Source organism: Kribbella sp. NPDC055071 (assembly GCF_053608045.1).
The window spans coordinates 146,836-163,457 of the sequence record NZ_JBSGUS010000010.1 but is presented as its reverse complement, the minus strand read 5'-3'; the positions used below and the strand labels follow the sequence as shown (position 1 = coordinate 163,457).

Annotated in this window: 15 protein-coding genes; 5 read left to right on the top strand and 10 right to left on the bottom strand. The window is 69.5% G+C overall.

Annotated elements, in window-relative coordinates; all coding sequences use genetic code 11:
* Position 1: 1 nt before the first annotated feature.
* Genes ACWF4Z_RS18630 through hisN form a run of 3 tightly spaced genes read right to left on the bottom strand, consistent with a single transcriptional unit; the run spans position 2 to position 3,443 of the window.
* Positions 2–1,351 (bottom strand): M16 family metallopeptidase, encoded by a 1,350-nt coding sequence (locus tag ACWF4Z_RS18630; RefSeq protein ID WP_452244309.1) that lies wholly within the window; start codon positions 1,349–1,351, stop codon positions 2–4.
* Positions 1,348–2,640 carry a M16 family metallopeptidase gene (locus ACWF4Z_RS18625; RefSeq protein ID WP_452244308.1) on the bottom strand — a complete coding sequence of 431 codons (1,293 nt, stop codon included), beginning with the start codon at positions 2,638–2,640 and terminating at the stop codon, positions 1,348–1,350. The genes ACWF4Z_RS18630 and ACWF4Z_RS18625 overlap by 4 nt, the downstream gene beginning before the upstream one ends.
* Positions 2,641–2,663: 23 nt before the next feature.
* Positions 2,664–3,443, bottom strand: a complete 780-nt coding sequence (gene hisN, locus ACWF4Z_RS18620; RefSeq protein WP_452244307.1) for a histidinol-phosphatase — start codon at positions 3,441–3,443, stop codon at positions 2,664–2,666.
* A gap of 178 nt (positions 3,444–3,621) precedes the next feature.
* Between hisN and ACWF4Z_RS18615 the strand changes: the two genes are divergently transcribed.
* Positions 3,622–4,098: a DUF2231 domain-containing protein gene (locus ACWF4Z_RS18615; protein ID WP_452244306.1), complete on the top strand. Its 477-nt coding sequence runs from the start codon at positions 3,622–3,624 to the stop codon at positions 4,096–4,098.
* Here the strand turns inward: ACWF4Z_RS18615 and rsgA are convergent.
* The 4 genes from rsgA to ACWF4Z_RS18595 all read right to left on the bottom strand — a co-directional run bounded on the left by rsgA (position 4,091) and on the right by ACWF4Z_RS18595 (position 7,827).
* Positions 4,091–5,089, bottom strand: a complete 999-nt coding sequence (rsgA, locus tag ACWF4Z_RS18610) for a ribosome small subunit-dependent GTPase A (protein WP_452244305.1) — start codon at positions 5,087–5,089, stop codon at positions 4,091–4,093. The genes ACWF4Z_RS18615 and rsgA overlap by 8 nt on opposite strands.
* The gene (gene aroA, locus ACWF4Z_RS18605) at positions 5,089–6,360 is read right to left on the bottom strand and encodes a 3-phosphoshikimate 1-carboxyvinyltransferase (protein WP_452244304.1); all 1,272 of its coding nucleotides are present in this window, start codon (positions 6,358–6,360) and stop codon (positions 5,089–5,091) included. Before aroA ends, rsgA begins: the two co-directional genes overlap by 1 nt.
* An 83-nt stretch (positions 6,361–6,443) precedes the next feature.
* Entirely contained in the window at positions 6,444–7,055 is a 612-nt protein-coding gene (locus tag ACWF4Z_RS18600; protein WP_452244303.1) for a DoxX family protein, read from the bottom strand.
* A gap of 46 nt (positions 7,056–7,101) precedes the next feature.
* Positions 7,102–7,827 carry a DsbA family oxidoreductase gene (locus ACWF4Z_RS18595; protein ID WP_452244302.1) on the bottom strand — a complete coding sequence of 242 codons (726 nt, stop codon included), beginning with the start codon at positions 7,825–7,827 and terminating at the stop codon, positions 7,102–7,104.
* A gap of 69 nt (positions 7,828–7,896) precedes the next feature.
* On the opposite strand from ACWF4Z_RS18595, the gene ACWF4Z_RS18590 reads away from it, so the two are divergent.
* The 3 genes from ACWF4Z_RS18590 (at position 7,897) to ACWF4Z_RS18580 (ending at position 10,776) form a co-directional block, all read left to right on the top strand.
* The gene (locus ACWF4Z_RS18590; RefSeq protein WP_452244301.1) at positions 7,897–8,739 is read left to right on the top strand and encodes a phosphotransferase; all 843 of its coding nucleotides are present in this window, start codon (positions 7,897–7,899) and stop codon (positions 8,737–8,739) included.
* Between the two features lie 103 nt (positions 8,740–8,842).
* Positions 8,843–9,511, top strand: a complete 669-nt coding sequence (locus tag ACWF4Z_RS18585; protein ID WP_452244300.1) for a DUF4097 family beta strand repeat-containing protein — start codon at positions 8,843–8,845, stop codon at positions 9,509–9,511.
* A gap of 32 nt (positions 9,512–9,543) precedes the next feature.
* Entirely contained in the window at positions 9,544–10,776 is a 1,233-nt protein-coding gene (locus ACWF4Z_RS18580; protein WP_452244299.1) for a serine hydrolase domain-containing protein, read from the top strand.
* Positions 10,777–10,820: 44 nt separating this feature from the next.
* Here the strand turns inward: ACWF4Z_RS18580 and ACWF4Z_RS18575 are convergent, their stop codons facing one another.
* Complete coding sequence (locus ACWF4Z_RS18575; protein WP_452244298.1) at positions 10,821–12,050, bottom strand: M20/M25/M40 family metallo-hydrolase; 1,230 nt, start codon at positions 12,048–12,050, stop codon at positions 10,821–10,823.
* A 93-nt stretch (positions 12,051–12,143) separates the two neighbouring features.
* Between ACWF4Z_RS18575 and ACWF4Z_RS18570 the strand changes: the two genes are divergently transcribed.
* Positions 12,144–12,536, top strand: coding sequence for a hypothetical protein (locus tag ACWF4Z_RS18570; protein WP_452244297.1), 393 nt, complete (start codon positions 12,144–12,146; stop codon positions 12,534–12,536).
* A 65-nt stretch (positions 12,537–12,601) separates the two neighbouring features.
* Here the strand turns inward: ACWF4Z_RS18570 and aspS are convergent, their stop codons facing one another.
* Together aspS and ACWF4Z_RS18560 are read right to left on the bottom strand one after the other, a co-directional pair.
* Positions 12,602–13,891, bottom strand: a complete 1,290-nt coding sequence (gene aspS / locus ACWF4Z_RS18565; RefSeq protein WP_452244296.1) for an aspartate--tRNA(Asn) ligase — start codon at positions 13,889–13,891, stop codon at positions 12,602–12,604.
* A gap of 247 nt (positions 13,892–14,138) precedes the next feature.
* On the bottom strand, positions 14,139–16,403 hold the full coding sequence (locus tag ACWF4Z_RS18560) for a sigma-70 family RNA polymerase sigma factor (protein WP_452244295.1): 2,265 nt from the start codon (positions 16,401–16,403) through the stop codon (positions 14,139–14,141).
* Positions 16,404–16,622 lie beyond the last annotated feature (219 nt).

Here is a 16,622-nt window from a genome sequence, read left to right as displayed (position 1 = left end):
GTCAGCCCAGGTCGATGACGTCGCCGAGGTCGAGGCCTTCCAGCTGGGGGCGGACGTCCTTGGCCTCTCCTACGATCACGACAAGGAGCCCATCGGTTCCCACGTATTTTTGGTAGGCCTCGGTTGCCTGGGCGGCGGTGGTTGCGGCGATCTGGTCCAGGTAGGTGTCCGCGAAGTCGATCGGTACGCCGTTCGCGATGTTGCTGCCGACCTGTTGAGCCACCGAATCGGCCTGCTCGTACCGCAGTGGCGCGGTCCGGATCAGGCTGTCCTTCGCCTCCTGCACCTCCTGCTCGGTCAGCCCGTCGCGGGCCTCCCGCAGGATCCGCAGCGCGTCGCCGATCGCGGCGCTGGTGACCTCGGTCCGTACGGCGCCTCCGAGGCTGAACGTCCCGCCCTTGCGCGGAGCCGCGAAGCTCGTCCGCGTCCCGTACGTGTACCCCTTCTCCTCACGCAGAACGGTGTCCACCCGCGAGGTGATCGTGCCGCCGACCACGTGGTTCGCGACCGCGGCCGCACCCCAGGCGGGGTCACGGCGATCCGGACCGGCGCAGCCGATCAGGAGCTGGCTCTGCACCGAGCCCGGTCGATCGACGAGCACGACCCGGTTGCCGACGAGATACAGGGGCTCCGGCGTCTCGAGTGCCGGCGTGGCGGACGAGGTCCAGCCGCTGAAGGCCGCATCGATGATCGCCGCGGCATCGACGCCGGTCGCGTCGCCGGCGAACAGGATCTCGGCGCGCTCCGGCCCGATGTTGTTGCGGTAGAACTCGGCCACCTGCACGTTGGTCAGCGGCCGGATCGTGTCCGGGGTCCCCGCGGTCGGCCGGGACCGTCGCATCGACGGGTCGAACAGGTGCGCGGCGAATGCCTCCCGCGCCCGGTACCCGGCATTCGCCCTCTCCTGGTTGATCTCGCCGAGGCGGATCGTCACGTGCCGCCCGACATCGGCCTGGTTGAACGCCGGCTTGGTGATCGCCTCGGCGAGCAGCTCGACCGCCGGTGCGAGCTGCGACACCGGCACGGAGATCTCGACGTGCAACGCGTCCGAGCTGACATCGACGCCGTACGCCGCGCCGTGCCGCTCCAGCGCCGCGGCGAATTCGTTGGCCGAGTGCAGCTCGGTGCCCTCGTCGAGCGTGCGCGACATGATCGTCGCGACGCCCTCGAGCTCACGCGGCTCGGCGACCAGCGGCATCGCGATCGTGACGCGGACGGTGGCGACGTACTGGCCCGGGCGGTCGAAGACGTGCACCGGGCTGCCGCCGCTGGTGACCGTCGTGGTCGCGGCCGGGAACTTCCACGGACCGGGCGCGCCGACCGCGGGCGGGGTGGTCAGAATCTGGCTCATTCCTGCTCTCCCTCAGAATCAGATTCCGTCCGGCGGTAGGTCACCTGCACGCGTCCGTCGGCACGTACCCAGTGGGCCGCGGCCGCCTGCACCTGCTCGACAGTGATCGCACGGACCTGGTCGATCCGGGTGTTGATCCGGTTCGCGTCGCCGAACAGCAGGGCGTGATGCGAGATCTCGTCGGCCCGGCCGGCGCACGTCGCCAGCTGCTCGAGCCAGTCCCGCTCGGCCTGCGCCTGGACCGTCGCGAGCTCGTCCTCGGTCACACCTTCGGTCGCCAGCTTCTCGATCTCCTCGAGCAGCGCGTCCTCGACCTTCTGCAGGTCGATGCCGTCGGAGGCGATCCCCGTCAGCGTGCCGAACGAGACGCCGCCGATCAGCGGCAGCGCACCGCCGGAGACCGACTGCGCGATCTGCTCGTCGCGGACGAGCCGGCGGTTCAGCCGCCCGCTCTGCCCGGCGGCGAGAACGTCGAGCGCGAGACCGGCCGCGTCGAGCTCCGGAGTGCCGTCCACCGGCAGCCGGAACATCATCGTGATCAGATCGGACGGTACGTCGGAGACAACGTCGTCGCGCTGGACGTCAGTCATCGGGCCGATCGTGCCGTCCGGAGCGGGCGGCGGCTGCGGGATCGCCGGCAGGTGACCGAAGTACCGCTTGGCCGCGTCGAACGCGTCGTCGACCGCGACGTCACCGACGATGGTCAGGACGGCGTTGTTCGGGCCGTAGTACTTGCGGAAGAACGCGTGCACGTCCTCGACCGAGGCCGCGTCCAGGTCGGCCATCGAGCCGATCGTCATGTGCGCGTAGGGGTGCCCCGCCGGGAACGCGAGCTTCACGAGCCGCTCGTACGAATCCCCGTACGGGCGGTTGTCGTAGCTCTGCCGCTTCTCCTCCTTGACCACGTCGCGCTGGTTGTCCAGGTTCTCCTGGTTGACCGCGTCGAGCAGGTAGCCCATCCGGTCCGCCTCGAGCCAGAGCGCGAGGTCGAGACCGCCGCTGGGCAGCGACTCGAAGTAGTTGGTCCGGTCGAAGAAGGTGCTCGCGTTCAGGCTCGCGCCGGCTGTTTCCAGCAGGCTGAAGTGCTGGCCGGAGGCGACGTTGCGCGATCCCTGGAACATCAAGTGCTCGAACAGGTGCGCGAAGCCGGTCAGACCGGCCGGTTCATGGCGGGAGCCGACGTCGTACCAGAGATTGACGGCGACGATCGGAACGGCACGATCGGAGCTGACGACGACCCGCAGGCCGTTGTCGAGCGTCTGCTCCGCGATGGGGTACGTCAAGGGCATACCGGCCACCTTACGTGGTCGTTCTATTCGAGGCGCTTGAGTACTTCGTCGTGCAGGCGGCCGTTGGTGGCAACGGCGTTCGGGCCGTTCGGGCCGGGGACGCCGTCGACGGAGGTGAACTTGCCGCCGGCCTCGTCGACGATGATCGCGAGCGCGGCCATGTCGTAGAGGTTGAGCTCGGGCTCGGCGGCGATGTCGACCGCGCCCTCGGCGACCAGCATGTAGGACCAGAAGTCGCCGTACGCGCGGGTCCGCCAGACCGAGTCCATCAGCTCGGCCCACTGGTTCTTCTTGCCGATCTTCTCCCAGCCCTTGAGCGACGCGTACGACAGCGAGGCGTCCTCGAGCTTGTTCACGTCGCTGACCCGGCACGGCTGGGACGAGTGCAGCGCGCGGCCCGTCCAGGCGCCATCGCCGTACGACGCCCACCAGCGCTTCCCCAGGGCCGGGGCGGACACCACACCGACGACCACCTGGTCCTCGATCATCAGACTGATCAGCGTGGCCCAGACCGGGACGCCGCGGATGTAGTTCTTGGTGCCGTCGATCGGGTCGACGACCCAGCGCCGTACGCCCCAGCCGGTGGTGCCTTCCTCCTCGCCCACGAACGCGTCGCGCGGACGGGCCCGGGACAGCGTCTTACGCATCACGTCTTCGACCTTCGAGTCCGACTCGCTCACCGGGGTCAGGTCCGGTTTGGTGGCCACGTGCAGGTCGAGCGCCTTGTAGCGGTCCATCGTGGTCGAGTCCGCGTCGTCGGCCAGGATGTGGGCGAGCCGCAGGTCATCCGTGTGCGAAGGCATGCCGGAAGGCTAGCCTGACCGGCCGCTCACCGGCTCGGCCGTGCCAGTTGCGGACCGAAACGTTGCGGATCGGTTGCGGCCCGGATTGAACCGAATGCGTTCGTTGAACGTGCCATTAGTGTCTGACCACGCCTTACGACCTGTCCCCTTCCGTTCTTCGTTCGCCAGGAGGCTGTCCATGTTCGAGCGCTTCGGGGATCTCCCACTGCACGTGCTCGTGATCCATCTGACCGTGGTGTTGTTGCCGGCGGCCGCGCTGACGTTGATCGCCTTCGCCGTCGTGCCGCGCTGGCGGCGGGTGCTGCGGTGGCCTGCGCTGGTCCTGGGCGTCGGGACGGTGGTCTGTGCGTTCGTGGCGAAGGAGAGCGGCGAAGCGTTCGTCAACGCGGTTCCGACGCTGCAGAAGGCGGTCGAGCTGCACGAGAAGCGCGGCAACCTGCTGTTTTGGTACTGCCTGATCTTCACGGTCGTCGCAGTCGTGGCCTTCCTGCTGCTGGCGGGCGTGAAGGGGGATCAGGCAACGAAGATTCGCCCGCTCGAGGTCGTCACGCAGGTGGCCGTCGTGGTGATCGCCGTACTCGTCATCTGGCAGACGGTTCGTACCGGCGACGCCGGGGCGAAGGCCGTGTGGACCGGCCAGCTCCCGCCTAAGTAGTCTCCGGCTCCCGGCCTTCACGGCTGGCGAGCAACCGACGGAACGACGCGACCCGGTCCGGGTCGGCCTTGCCCTCGCGGACCGCCTCGTCCAGCGCGCAGTCGGGAGCGTTGGCCGCGTGGGTGCAGCCGCGCGGGCAGGTCTCCGCGATCTCGGCCAGGTCCGGGAACGCGTTGATCAGCTGGTCCGGCTCGACGTGAGCCAGGCCGAACGAGCGGATGCCGGGCGTATCGATCAGCCAGCCGCCCTCGGGCAGGCGCAGGACCAGTGCGGTCGTGGAGGTGTGGCGGCCGCGGCCGGTGACCTCGTTGACGACCCCGATCGCGCGATCGGCGCCGGGGATGAGGGCGTTGACCAGTGTGGACTTGCCGACACCCGAGTGACCGACGAAGACGCTCGTACGGTCGACGAGTTGCTCGCGCAGCTCGCTGAGATCGCCGTCCTGCCGGGTCGCGACGGACTCGACGCCGAGTGGGCGGTAGATCGCGAGCAGATCATCCGGCTGGGCCAGGTCGGTCTTGGTAAGGCAGAGCAGGGGCCGCATGCCGGCGTCGTACGCGGCGACGAGGAAGCGGTCGATCAGGCCGGTCCGCGGCTCCGGGTTGGCGACTGCGACCACGATCACGAGCTGGTCGGCGTTCGCGACGAGCGGTCGCTCGACCGGATCGTCGTCGTCGGCCGAACGGCGCAGCAGCGTGGTCCGGGGGAGGACCTCGACGATCCGGGCGAGGCTGCCCTCGTCGCCGGTCGCGTTGCCGTCGAGCTTGACGCGATCGCCGACGATCACGCCCTTGCGACCCAGTTGCCTGGCCTTCATCGCGGTGACCTGACGACCGGTGGCCATGTCCCCGACCCACAGCGTGTAGCGGCCGCGGTCCCGGGTGATCACCGAACCGATGACGGCGTCGTCGTACGAGGGGCGGTCCTTGGTCCGCGGCCGGGTCCGGCGCTTCGGACGGTCGTACTTGGCTTCCTCGTCGTACCGCGACATCAGCCCGCGAGCCCCGACCACAGCTCGGGGAACTCGGGGAGGGTCTTGGCGGTGGTGCCGATGTTCTCGATCAGGAGGCCGTCGACGAGAAGGCCGAGTACGGCGGCCGCATGGGCCATCCGGTGGTCGTTGTACGTGGCGAAAAGCCCACCGTGCAAGGGCTTCGGGCGAATCTCCAACCCGTCGGCCGTCTGGGTCACGTCGCCACCGAGCGCATCGAACTCACGCTCGAGCGCGGCCAGCCGGTCGGTCTCATGGTTGCGCAGATGCGCGATCCCGCGCAGGTACGACGGGCCGTCCGCGAAGGCAGCCACCGACAGCAGGACCGGCGACAGCTCGCCGACCTCGCTGAGATCAAGATCTACCCCGTGCACCCGACCGGTCCCGCGGACCGTCAGGCCGGCGTCGGTACGAGCCACCTCGGCGCCGAAACGGGTGAAGATGTCGCGGAGCTGGTCGCCGGGCTGCGTGGTCTCGGCCGGCCAGCCGGTCACGGTGACCTCGCCGCCGGTGATGACGGCGGCGGCCAGGAACGGCGCGGCGTTGGACAGATCCGGCTCGATCGCGGTGTCCATCGCGCGAATGGGGCCAGGGGCAACGATCCACCGGTTCGGCTCGCTGTCGTCGACCTGGACGCCGCGCTCGCGCAGCATCGCCACCGACATGTCGAGGTGCGGCTGGGACGGCACCGGCTTCCCGTCGTGGCGAAGGTCCACGCCCTCGTCGTACCGGGCGCCGGCGAGCAGGAGAGCGGAGACGAACTGGCTCGACCCGGACGCGTCCAGCGTCACCGTGCCGCCACGCACCGAGCCCGTGCCGGAGACGTCGTACGGCATCCGGCCGGTGCCACCGTCGTCGATCTGTACGCCGAGGGTCCGCAGGGCGTCGAGGATGACACCCATCGGCCGCTCTCGCGCGTACGGGTCGCCGTCGAACGAGACAACGCCGTCGGCCAGCGCGGCGACCGGTGGGACGAACCGCATCACCGTGCCGGCCAGACCGCAGTCGACGCTCGCCGGGCCCTTGAGAGATCCAGGGGTGACCGTGACCGTCGTCCCGCTCGCACTGATGCCTACGCCGAGCGCGGTGAGCGCCGAACGCATCAGGGAGGTGTCGCGGGCGGCGAGCAGGCCGGTCAGGTGTGACGGACCGTCGGAGATCGCGGCGAGGATGAGTGCGCGGTTACTGATCGACTTCGATCCGGGAACGGTGATCCGGCCGGTGACCGGTCCCTCGGCCCGCGGTGCCGGCCAGCCCTGCTCGTCGCTCATCCCACTCCTTCGGCCCAGGTCCTGTGTCCAACCCTGAGCCTAGGCCATCCCCGCGGCCGGATCTTCCAGCCTTGCGCAGGGGATCAGCCGAACGGGAGCTCGGCCTTGGCGAGCTTGGCCGCGTGGCGGGCTTCCCGCGCCAGCTGCTTGGCCTCGCGCCTGGCCGCCTTCGCGCCGCGCGTCGTCTCGCGCTTGGCGGCCTTCGCGCCGCGCTTGGTCTCGCGCTTGGCCGCCTTGGCGCCGTGGGACGCGCGCCAGGCGACACCCGGCTTGCCCTCGGTGTCGACCGCGGCGAGCAGCAGGCCGCCGAGCAGACCCAGGTTCTTCATGAACTGGATCCGCTGGGTGTTCCGGACCGTCTTGTCCTTCTCCAGCCAGAAGGGGTGCCCTGCGATCGTCGTCGGCACCAGCGTCGCCGCCAGCACCCCGGCCGCGAGCCGACGACCCTTGCCGGTCGCCAGCGCGAGACCGCCGACGACGTGGATGGCGCCGTTCAGCCGGACCAGGTTGGCAGTGGTGTTGGGGATGCGATCACCGACTTGCGCCGGCGCGACCCTTCGCACCATCGGCACGAGCCGATCCGTCACCGGCTGCGCCTTGGGCACCAGCGGCTCGGGATTGCGGATCGAGTTCGCGCCTTGCACGACGAAAATGACGGACAGCAGCGGCCTGGCCAGTGCGCGCACGACAGTCATGCCTCCTTCATACACCACGTGGTGTGGATCCCCCGGTACCCACTACTCAGATGGCGCACCCGTCGGGCCCGCACGCCGCGTCGTCATCGGTGCTCGGGCTGGTGACCAGAGTGATCGGCTTGCGGTCCGCGTTCGCCCGCCGGAGCGCTTCCTGGAAGACCTCGACGGGCTGGGCGCCGCTCACGCCGTACTTCTCGTCGATCACGAAGAACGGCACGCCGTTGGCGCCGTACGCCAGCGCCTGGGCCTGATCCGCGGCGACGTCCTGGGCGTACGCCGTACTCGCGAGCACCTCGCGGACACGGTCCGCCGGGAGGCCGACCTCGGTCGCCAGCTCCGTCAAGGTGGTGTGGTCGCCGACCGGGAGACCGTCGGTGAAATACGCCTTGAGGAGGCGCTCCTTGAGACGGTCCTGGGTGTCGACGGGGACCTCCCCGGCTTCGACGAGCTCACGGGCGAGGTGCAGCACACGGTGAGCGTCGACGGTGTTGGCCGACTTGGCCCGGTCGAAGTTGTACTCGAGGCCGAGCTCCGCGGCGATCTCGGTCACCTGGGCGTTGGCCTGCAGGCCCCACTCGCGGCCGCGCCCGTACTTCTCACCCAACCGGGTGGCCAGGTCGCGCGGATCGTCGTTCGTGGACGACGGGTCCAGCTGGAAGCTGTGCCAGATGATTTCGGCCTTCTCACCGCTCTGTTCGAGCGCCTGCTCCAACCGCCGCTTCCCGATGTAGCACCACGGGCAGACGACGTCGGACCACACATCAATACGCATATCCGCGCCAACTTGGGACGGGGAGGTCCTATTCCCAACCAGCTCCGGTTGTGACGCGTCTGACGCTCCGTGGACGACGAACTCGTACGGACCCTGCTGGAAGAGCAGCACCCGGACCTTGCGGACCTGGAGCTGACGGAGGTCGTCGGCGGCTGGGGCAACCAGATGTGGCGCCTGGGCGACGACCTGGCGGTCCGGATGCCGCGCACCGATGGAGCCCCGGCGGACCTGCTCAAGGAGCACCGCTGGATCCCCGAGCTCCCCGGTCTCCCGCTGCCCGTCCCGGTCCCGCAGCGCCTCTGCGAACCGTCGGACGCCTTCCCGAAGACCTGGATGATCACCAGCTGGGTCCACGGCGAACCCGCCGACCATGCGCCGATCACGGATCCGGCGGCGGCCGACGTACTGGCCGAGTTCCTGCTCGCGCTGCACACCGAGGCGCCGGCCGATGCTCCGGTGAACGACCGGACCGAGCTGCCGCCGGGCCTGGGCTTCGAGAAGATCCACGAGTACGTCGGCCGCATGGACGAGGTCCGGGCGGTGTGGGAGGACGCGGTGGCGGCGCCGGCCTGGAGCGGGCCGCGACTGTGGTTGCACGGGGACCTGCATCCGGCGAACGTGGTCGTTGCCGACGGCATGCTTGCCGGGGTTGTCGACTTCGGTGAGATCTGCGCGGGCGATCCGGCCGGCGACCTTGCGGCCGCCTGGATCCTGCTGCCGGCCGGCGCGGCCGACCGCTTCTTCGAGCGCTACCCCGTGGACGACGCGACGGTACGACGAGCTCGCGGGTGGGCCGTGACACGAGCGCTGTTCCTGATCGCGATGGGAATCAACGGCGAGCGGGGCGTCCCGGGCGGAAAGACGCACTGGGGTCCCCTCGGCCAAGCAGCCCTGGACCGCCTCCTCGCCTGAGCACGGTGTCAGGGGTCGTGTCAGGGCGGCGGCTGCGTGGTGTCAGAGGGGTCTTCCAGAGTGGTGGCAACAACAAGTTCGCAACCACTAGGAAGGCACCACAATGTCGACTTTCACCACTCCCGAGCCGATCTCCGCCGTTCTGGACGTCCCGGTCGGACGGGTCCAGTTCGTTGCCACCGACCGGACCGACACCGTCGTCGAGGTCCTGCCTGCCGATCCCTCCAAGGCGCGCGACGTCAAGGCGGCGGAGGAGGCGCAGGTCGGGTACGGCGATGGCGTCCTGCGGATCGAGATCCCGACGAAGCGTCAGTACTTCGGGCCGTCCGGATCCGTCGCGGTCAGCGTCCAGCTGCCCGCCGGTTCCCAGCTCGAAGTGAAGACCGCCAGCGTCGAACTCCGGGCCGCCGGTCGCCTCGGCGACGTCGCGATCGACAGCGCGCACGGCTCGATCGACCTCGAGGACGTCGCGAGCGCCCGCCTCGGTCTGACCGCCGGTAACGTCTCGGTCGGCCGCCTGAACGGGCCTGCCGAGGTTCGCACCAGCCAGGGTGACATCCGGATCGCCGAGGCCGTGCGCGGTGCCGTCGTACTGCGCACCGAGGTCGGCGAGGTGGAGATCGGCACCGCCAGCGGCGTCTCGGCCTCCCTCGACGCCGGCACCAGCACCGGGCGGATCACCAACGAGCTCAAGAACTCCGTGGGTGCCGACGCCGAACTCAAGATCCACGTGACCACGATCGTCGGCGACATCGTCGCCCGCAGCCTCTGATCACCTTCACCACCACGCTGAGGAGCACCGCCATGCCCATCACTCCGACCGGCTTCACCGAAGCCGGGTTGCGCCGGCTGCACGACGTACTCGCCCGGCACGTCGACTCCGGGAGGATCCCCGGACTGGTCGCCCTGGTCAGCCGGGGCGACGCGGAGCCGCACGTCGAGACGATCGGGACGATGCGCCACGAGGGTGGCGCGCCGATGCAACGGGACACCATCTTCCGGATGGCGTCGACGTCCAAGCCGGTCGCGGTGTCCGCGGCGATGGTGCTGCTCGACGAGTGCCGGCTGCGGCTCGACGACGTGGTCGAGCCGTGGCTGCCGGAGCTCGCGGACCGGCAGGTGCTCAAGCGGATCGACAGCCCGGTGGACGACACCGTCCCGGCCCGGCGGCCGATCACGGTCCGGGACGTGCTGACCTCGACGTTCGGGCTCGGCATGGACATGACGATGATCGGTACGCCGATCATGGCCGCGCTGTTCGAGCAGGGCATCACGCCCAACCTGCCGGTGCCGATGCCCGAGCAGGACGAGTGGATGCGACGCCTCGGCACGCTGCCGTTGATGTACCAGCCCGGCGAACGCTGGCAGTACCAGATCAGTAGCGACCTGCTCGGCGTCCTCGTCTCCAGGGTCTCCGGCCAGTCGTACGACGCGTTCCTGCGCGAGCGCATCTTCGAGCCGCTGGGCCTGAAGGACACCGGTTTCTCGGTACCCGCCGACCAGATCGATCGCCTACCTCCGCTGTACGCGCCGGACCCGGCGACCGGGGAGTTCCACGTGTGGGACGAGGCTGTGGGCGGCCGGCACAGCAGCCCGCCGGCGTTCCAGGGCGGGGGCGGCGGGCTGAACTCGACCGTCGACGACTACCACGCCTACTTCCGGATGCTGTTGAACCACGGGACGCACCAAGGTCAGCGCATCCTGTCCCGGCCGGCTGTGGAGCTGATGACCACCAACCGGCTGACGCCGGAGCAACTCGCCGCCCGCGACACCCTGGCCCGCGACAACGTGCACATCTCGTTCGGTCAGGGACAGCACGGCGGGTGGGGCTTCGGGATGGCCGTTCGGACCTATCGCGGTGACTATGCGCCGATCGGACAGTTCGGCTGGGACGGCGGCAGCGGTACGTCGACGTACGCCGACCCGGAGAACCAGCTGGTCGGGATCCTGCTCACCCAGGTCGGGGCGTCCAGCCCGGACTCGACCCAGCTCATGCACGACTTCTGGACCACGGTGTACCAAGCCCTGGCGGACTGAAACACCCGAGCTCCCCGCCTGCATCAGACGGGGAGCTCGGTTCGTCAGGTGCAGCGCCGGAGGGCCAGGAGGGTGTAGGTGCGGGCGGCGTGGAGGACGTCCGCGAGGACCACGTGTTCGTCGGCGGCGTGGGCGTAGCGGACGTCGCCCGGGCCGTACTGCAGCGTGGGGATGCCGGCTGCGGCGTACTGCCTGAGGTCTGAGCCGTAGGGTGCGCCCTTCACCTCAGGTGTGGCGGCGCCCGCGTCGGCAGCTGCCTGCAAGGTCTGAGCGAGCAGGGGATCGCCGTCGGGGAGGAGACCGGAGGCGAACTCACCGCCGGGCCAGGTGACGGCGACCGGGTGGTCGCAGAGCCAGTCGTCCTTGGCGCAGGCTCTGGCGACCGCGTCCTCGAAGGCCGCGCGGGCTTCGTCGAGTGGCTCGCCGAGGCGTACGCCGTACCTGCCCTCGGCGACCAATGAGTCCGGCACGGTGCTGGCCCAGTCGCCGGACCGAACGGTGCCGACCGAGAGCGGGTTGGCCAGGTCGAGGTGTGCCAGCAGCGGATGGGGATCGCGATTGCGGTCCGCCTCGAGTGAGTGCAGCGCTTCCTGGAGCCGCATGAACTTGTCGATCGCGCTCACCCCACGACTCCGCGTCGACCCGTGCGTCGCGAGGCCCGGCACCTCCAGCCGGAACGTCAGCGACCCTGCGTTGGCCGGGATCACCGTGCCCGCCGTCGGCTCCGCAATCAGGCAAGCCGCACCGCTGTGCCCTCGCCGCAATGTCGCGAACGTGCCGACGCCGCCGTCCTCCTCACCGATCACCGTGTGCACCGCCAGCGGCCTGCGCAACTCGATGCCGGCAGCAACAATCGCCGCCACCGCACCGATGATCGCGGCCACACCGCCCTTCATGTCACACGTCCCGCGACCCCACATCACCCCGTCCTCGACGGATGCGTCGAAGGCATCACCCGGCACCACGTCCACGTGCCCGTTGAGAATCAGCCCCGGTACGCCCTCCCCGCCAAGAACCCCCACAACTCCCCACGCCGAGTCCCGAGCCACCTCCATCCCCGGAAACCCAGGCTCGGCACTCAACGCAGGAACATCAATCAACCACTTGTCGACCTGCAGCCCGAGCGACCCAAGGCGCTCCGCACACCACTCCTGTACGACGCCCTCCGCCACGGACCCGTCAACACTGGGAATCCGCACCAACTCCCGCAGGTCTTCAACCACCCGCGCCTCATCAACCCCCGCCAGGACCGCCCGCTCCACCGCACTCACCATGCCCACATCATCCCTCGACCGATAGTGCGGCCGCCGAAGCGCTGCCAGCCTCGTCCTGACGGCCCGACCGGGTCGTCAGGGGAGGAGAACATCATGCACGTCAAGAGGAAGATCGTCCTCGCGGCGCTCGCCGTCGTCACGATCGGCGCCGGGACTGCCTACGGCTACTGGACCACCACCGGATCCGGCACTGGCTCAGGCACCGTCGGAAGCTCGAACGGGACCCTCGTCCTGCACGCGTCGTTCGCGGACGGTCTGGCGCCCGGCAACAGCACATTCGCTCGTTGCAAGGCCGACAACCCCGGCACGACCAACCTGCGGATCAACACCATCACCACCGTCGTCACAGCCTCGGGCACCTGTGACGCCTCGTGGTTCACCGTCCCGCCGGTCGCCGCCAACCAGACCATCGCGGCCGGCGCGACCACCGCCCCGGCCACCGCGCTCGACTTTGTGCACCAGATCCGTACGGCGGGAGCCGGATGATGCGGATGCGGTGCACAAAGTCGGCCTGGTGGGCGGGGGCCTGGTGGGCGGGGGCCTGGGGGCCGTTAGGGGGTTAGGCGGTGGAGGTCGCGGGGGAAGAGGGTTACCTCGCGGACGTTTTCTGCTCCGGTCAGGCGGGCTACGAAGCGTTCGAGGCCGATGGCGAAGCCGCCGTGGGGTGGCATGCCGTGTTTGAAGGCCTGGAGGTACGAGCTGTACGCCGGACTGTCCGGCGACTCGCCTCGTGCCTGTAGGGCTGCTGCGTAGTCGGAGTAGCGGTGTAGACGCTGGCCGCCCGTGACCAGCTCGACGCCTCGGAAGAGCAAGTCGAACGAGTTGGACCACCGTGGGTCCGACGGCTGCGGATGGGTATAGAACGGCCGCTTGGCCATCGGATACCCCTCGACCGCCACGAACGCGCTGCCGTGTTCGCGCAAGGCCCACTCACCGATCGCACGCTCGTCGGCCGGCGCGAGGTCGGGCTCGTCCGGGTCCGCGCCGGCGAGCTTCAACGCCTCGCTGAAGTGCACGACCGGTACGTCGACCGGGATCTCCGGCAACTCCACTCCGAGCCGCTCCAACGCACCACCGGCCCGCTCGCCGACGGTCGCCAGCATCCCGGCGATCGTCGTCCGCAGTACGGCGAGAACGTCGCGATGGTCCTGGATGAAGCCGAACTCAGCGTCCAGCGAGACGTACTCGGCCAAGTGCCGGACCGTGTCATGAGGCTCGGCCCGGAACACCGGACCAACCTCGAAGACCCGCTCGAACACCCCAACCATCGTCTGCTTGTAGAACTGCGGTGACTGCGCCAGGTACGCCGGTCCGCCGAAGTAGTCCAACGCAAACACGTTCGCGCCGGACTCCGTCGCCGTACCAACGATCTTCGGCGTCTGGATCTCCGTGAAGCCAAGTCCGTCCAGCGTCGAGCGGTATCCGTGCAGAGCCGCCGCCGCAATCTCCCAGCCGGCCCGCACGGCCGGATGCCGCAGGGCCACCGGTGCGTTGTCCAGTACGACGGGAAGCCCGGCGCCAACCGTCGGACGCCACAGCTCGATCGGCGGGGTCGCGGCCGGCTCGGTCAACGGCGTGATCACCGGGTCGACGAGCTCCGCGCCGCCCGGCGCCTGCGGGTTGGCGGCGACCGTACCGGTCACCTGGACGACGGTCTCTTCACCCAGTTCGTCCAGCTGTGCTTGGGTTTGCGGCGCCTTGACGACGATCTGCGCCAGACCGGACCGGTCTCGCAGGATCAGGAAACTGACGGCTGCGAGCCGTCGTCTTCGGTGCACCCAGCCGGCCACCGTGACGGATTGGCCTACTGCTGAGGGGATCTCATGGTTGAGAATGCGCATCGCTGTTTCACCTCCAGGTCGTTTCTCGTACCCCGGAGGTGTGGGCGAAGGGGATCTCGCGGTGCCACCACACCTTCACCGGATCGGACGACCCGGCCTCTTGCACAGCATTCGCTCGGGAGTGTCTTCACGACCGCTCCATGTATCGCCTCACAGCAACCGGCGACTCTCTCGAACATGGCGTACGGCGCTACTCGGTTCCGTCAGCGCGAACAGTTCCAGGATAGGGCAGGACGGCAACCGGATATCAGCGGCGGGTCGCGGTGGGTGGGATCTGGGCGGTGTCGGTGTCTTCCCGGCCGCCGGTCTGGGCATGGACCGTGATCTGGTTGTTGCTGCCGTTGCCGGGGAGCCAGGCGCTCCACTCGGAGTTGAAGGGCTTGCGGTAGTCGTCGGTCCAGCAGGTCGCCCGCCGGACGTCGGTCGAGCGCGAGCACGTCCATCCGCTGTCCCGCCCCGACACGAACAACAGGTTCCGGCCCCATGAGATGTCCAGCGTCACCCGCTGCGCGCCGACCCCGTTGACCTTCAGGAATCGGTTGTAGACAAAGGGATTCGGGTCGGTCTGCGGGGTCGGCGTGACGATCTGCAGGAGCGACTCGTCCGGCTGGATGCCCGCCATCACCTCGGAGTCCGTGTCGCTCACGATCCCGGCGGTCGCGGCAACGGTGAACGTCCGAGCAGCAGACGACCCATCGGCCGGTACGTCGAAGTCCGCCGGCAGCGGAGCCGGTTTCGCCGGGTTCAGCGCCGTACACGTCTTGGTCGTCGCCGAGCACTTCCAGCCGGCCGGGCTCCCGGTGATCGGCCATTCCAGCGCCGATCCGTAGCTCAGCTTCAGCGTGACCGCGGTCCGATCGGTGCCAGGGGCAACGGTCAGGATGCGGTGGTGGACATCGGGGTCGGCCTTGCCGTCGAGGATCTTGAGCAGATTCTCGTCGGTCCGCGGTGGCGCGATCAGGGTCGCGGAGTCGTCGTCGTACAGCCGGCCGCTCTTGGCCGAGACGGTGAAGGTGCGGTCGGCAACCGATCCGCCGAGCGGGGCCGTGAACGAGACCGGCAGGGTCGCGGGCGCCGCCGGGTTGGTCGCCGTACAGGTCCCGGCCGCCTCGGTGCAGGTCCAGCCGGCCGGGCTCCCGGTCATCGGCCAGTCCAGCGCGGAACCGTACGTGAACCCGATGACGACCGGGTCGGTGTTCTTCGCCGGCGCCTTGATCGTGATCACGACCTGCACGCCGGTCGAACTCGCCGAGCTCACCGACTCGGTGCTCGGACCGCCACCGCCGCTGGGGATGCTGATCGTCAGCAGGCCCTCGTCCAGGATCGGAGTCGTCGGCAGCGGCGGGGTCGGCGTCGGAGCAGTCGGGACCGAGGTCGACGTACTGGTGGTGGGGGTCGGCGCGGTCGTGGGCGCAGTGGTCGGTGCCGTCGTGGGAACCGTCGTCGGCTGCGTGGACGGCTTGGTGGACGGTGGTGGCGGCGCGCTCGTCGGTTTGACTGGCGGCACGGTCGGCGGCTTCGCGGGAGGCTGCGTCGGGCTCTGGCCTGGCGGCTTGTTGATCGCCGCCGGGGGAGTGTCGTTGCCGGTGAGCGCCATGGCGGCCAGCACGGCGGCGACCGCGACGACCACCACCGCACCAGCGCCGACCGCTGTCCGCGTGCTGTTCTCGGTGACCTTCCGCCAGCCGGTGACGACGAGGCCGACCACGCCGACCTTCGCACCGCCCGCGGCAGCCAGGTAGCCCAGGCCCGCGGTGCCCAGTAGGGCCGGGGCGAGCAGGGCCGGCAGCGCGCTGTTGACCTCGACGAGCTCGAGGTAGACCGCGGTGCACTTCGCGCAGTCGTCCAGGTGCTCGCGGACGTTGCGGTTCTCGCGCTTGGTGAGACCGCCGCGGACGTACGCGCCGAGACGCTCGATCGTCCAGCGGTGGCGGTCGCCGGCCACATCGGCGAGGTGCTGCTGCAGGTACGCCTGCCGCAGGCCCTCACGGGCCCGATAGGCCAGCGCGGAGACGCCGTTCGCGGTCAGGCCGAGCAGGGGCGCGATCGCGGCCGGCTTCTCGCCCTCCACCTCGGTGTGCCAGAGGACGGCCTGCCACCGCTCGGGCAGGCTCGCGAACGCCTTGGCCGCGGCGCCGCTCTCGAAGCCGGTCACGGTCGGGTCGTCGAAGGTCTCCGGCTCCCGCTCGTACGACGCGATGTCGTCGGTCGCGGTCACCTTCCGGCCGGACCGGATCCGGTCGACGTGCACCCGGCGTACGGTCGTGAGCAGGTAGGCGCGGAAAGAGATGTCGGGACCGCCGCCGGCGCGGAGCGCGTCCAGCACCTTGGCGAACGCGTCACTGGCCAGGTCGTCGGCGTCGTTCGGCGGGACCAGCTGGCGGGCCATCCGCTCGGCGGCGTGGTGATGCCGGCCGAAGAGCTCGCCGTACGCGTCGAGGTCGCCGTTGCGGACGGCCGCGATCAGCTCGGCGTCGCTGACAGCCTCCGGCAGTCCTTCCGGCGTCTCCATCCGTCTCCCCCGTGGGTGTCTCATCACAGTCAGTCACATCGTTGCCGAGGACAAGGCTCCCACGTGAGACGACTGTGCGCATCTTTCCTGACGCGAGAACTGTGCTCCTTTCCTTACGACGGGACCAGCGGTGAAGTTACGCCGAAAAAAGTTCTGGGAATCCGCGTCATGAACCTCGGCCCCGCCTGTCTCTCCTGCGTACGACGCCTCCGGCCGACC

Bases quoted from the DNA above. Each gene is read 5' to 3' on its own strand.
- ACWF4Z_RS18630 (WP_452244309.1), bottom strand. From the start codon at position 1,351: ATGAGCCAGATTCTGACCACCCCGCCCGCGGTCGGCGCGCCCGGTCCG.
- ACWF4Z_RS18625 (WP_452244308.1), bottom strand. From the start codon at position 2,640: ATGCCCTTGACGTACCCCATCGCGGAGCAGACGCTCGACAACGGCCTG.
- hisN (WP_452244307.1), bottom strand. From the start codon at position 3,443: ATGCCTTCGCACACGGATGACCTGCGGCTCGCCCACATCCTGGCCGAC.
- ACWF4Z_RS18615 (WP_452244306.1), top strand. From the start codon at position 3,622: ATGTTCGAGCGCTTCGGGGATCTCCCACTGCACGTGCTCGTGATCCAT.
- rsgA (WP_452244305.1), bottom strand. From the start codon at position 5,089: ATGTCGCGGTACGACGAGGAAGCCAAGTACGACCGTCCGAAGCGCCGG.
- aroA (WP_452244304.1), bottom strand. From the start codon at position 6,360: ATGAGCGACGAGCAGGGCTGGCCGGCACCGCGGGCCGAGGGACCGGTC.
- ACWF4Z_RS18600 (WP_452244303.1), bottom strand. From the start codon at position 7,055: ATGACTGTCGTGCGCGCACTGGCCAGGCCGCTGCTGTCCGTCATTTTC.
- ACWF4Z_RS18595 (WP_452244302.1), bottom strand. From the start codon at position 7,827: ATGCGTATTGATGTGTGGTCCGACGTCGTCTGCCCGTGGTGCTACATC.
- ACWF4Z_RS18585 (WP_452244300.1), top strand. From the start codon at position 8,843: ATGTCGACTTTCACCACTCCCGAGCCGATCTCCGCCGTTCTGGACGTC.
- ACWF4Z_RS18580 (WP_452244299.1), top strand. From the start codon at position 9,544: ATGCCCATCACTCCGACCGGCTTCACCGAAGCCGGGTTGCGCCGGCTG.
- ACWF4Z_RS18575 (WP_452244298.1), bottom strand. From the start codon at position 12,050: ATGGTGAGTGCGGTGGAGCGGGCGGTCCTGGCGGGGGTTGATGAGGCG.
- ACWF4Z_RS18570 (WP_452244297.1), top strand. From the start codon at position 12,144: ATGCACGTCAAGAGGAAGATCGTCCTCGCGGCGCTCGCCGTCGTCACG.
- aspS (WP_452244296.1), bottom strand. From the start codon at position 13,891: ATGCGCATTCTCAACCATGAGATCCCCTCAGCAGTAGGCCAATCCGTC.
- ACWF4Z_RS18560 (WP_452244295.1), bottom strand. From the start codon at position 16,403: ATGGAGACGCCGGAAGGACTGCCGGAGGCTGTCAGCGACGCCGAGCTG.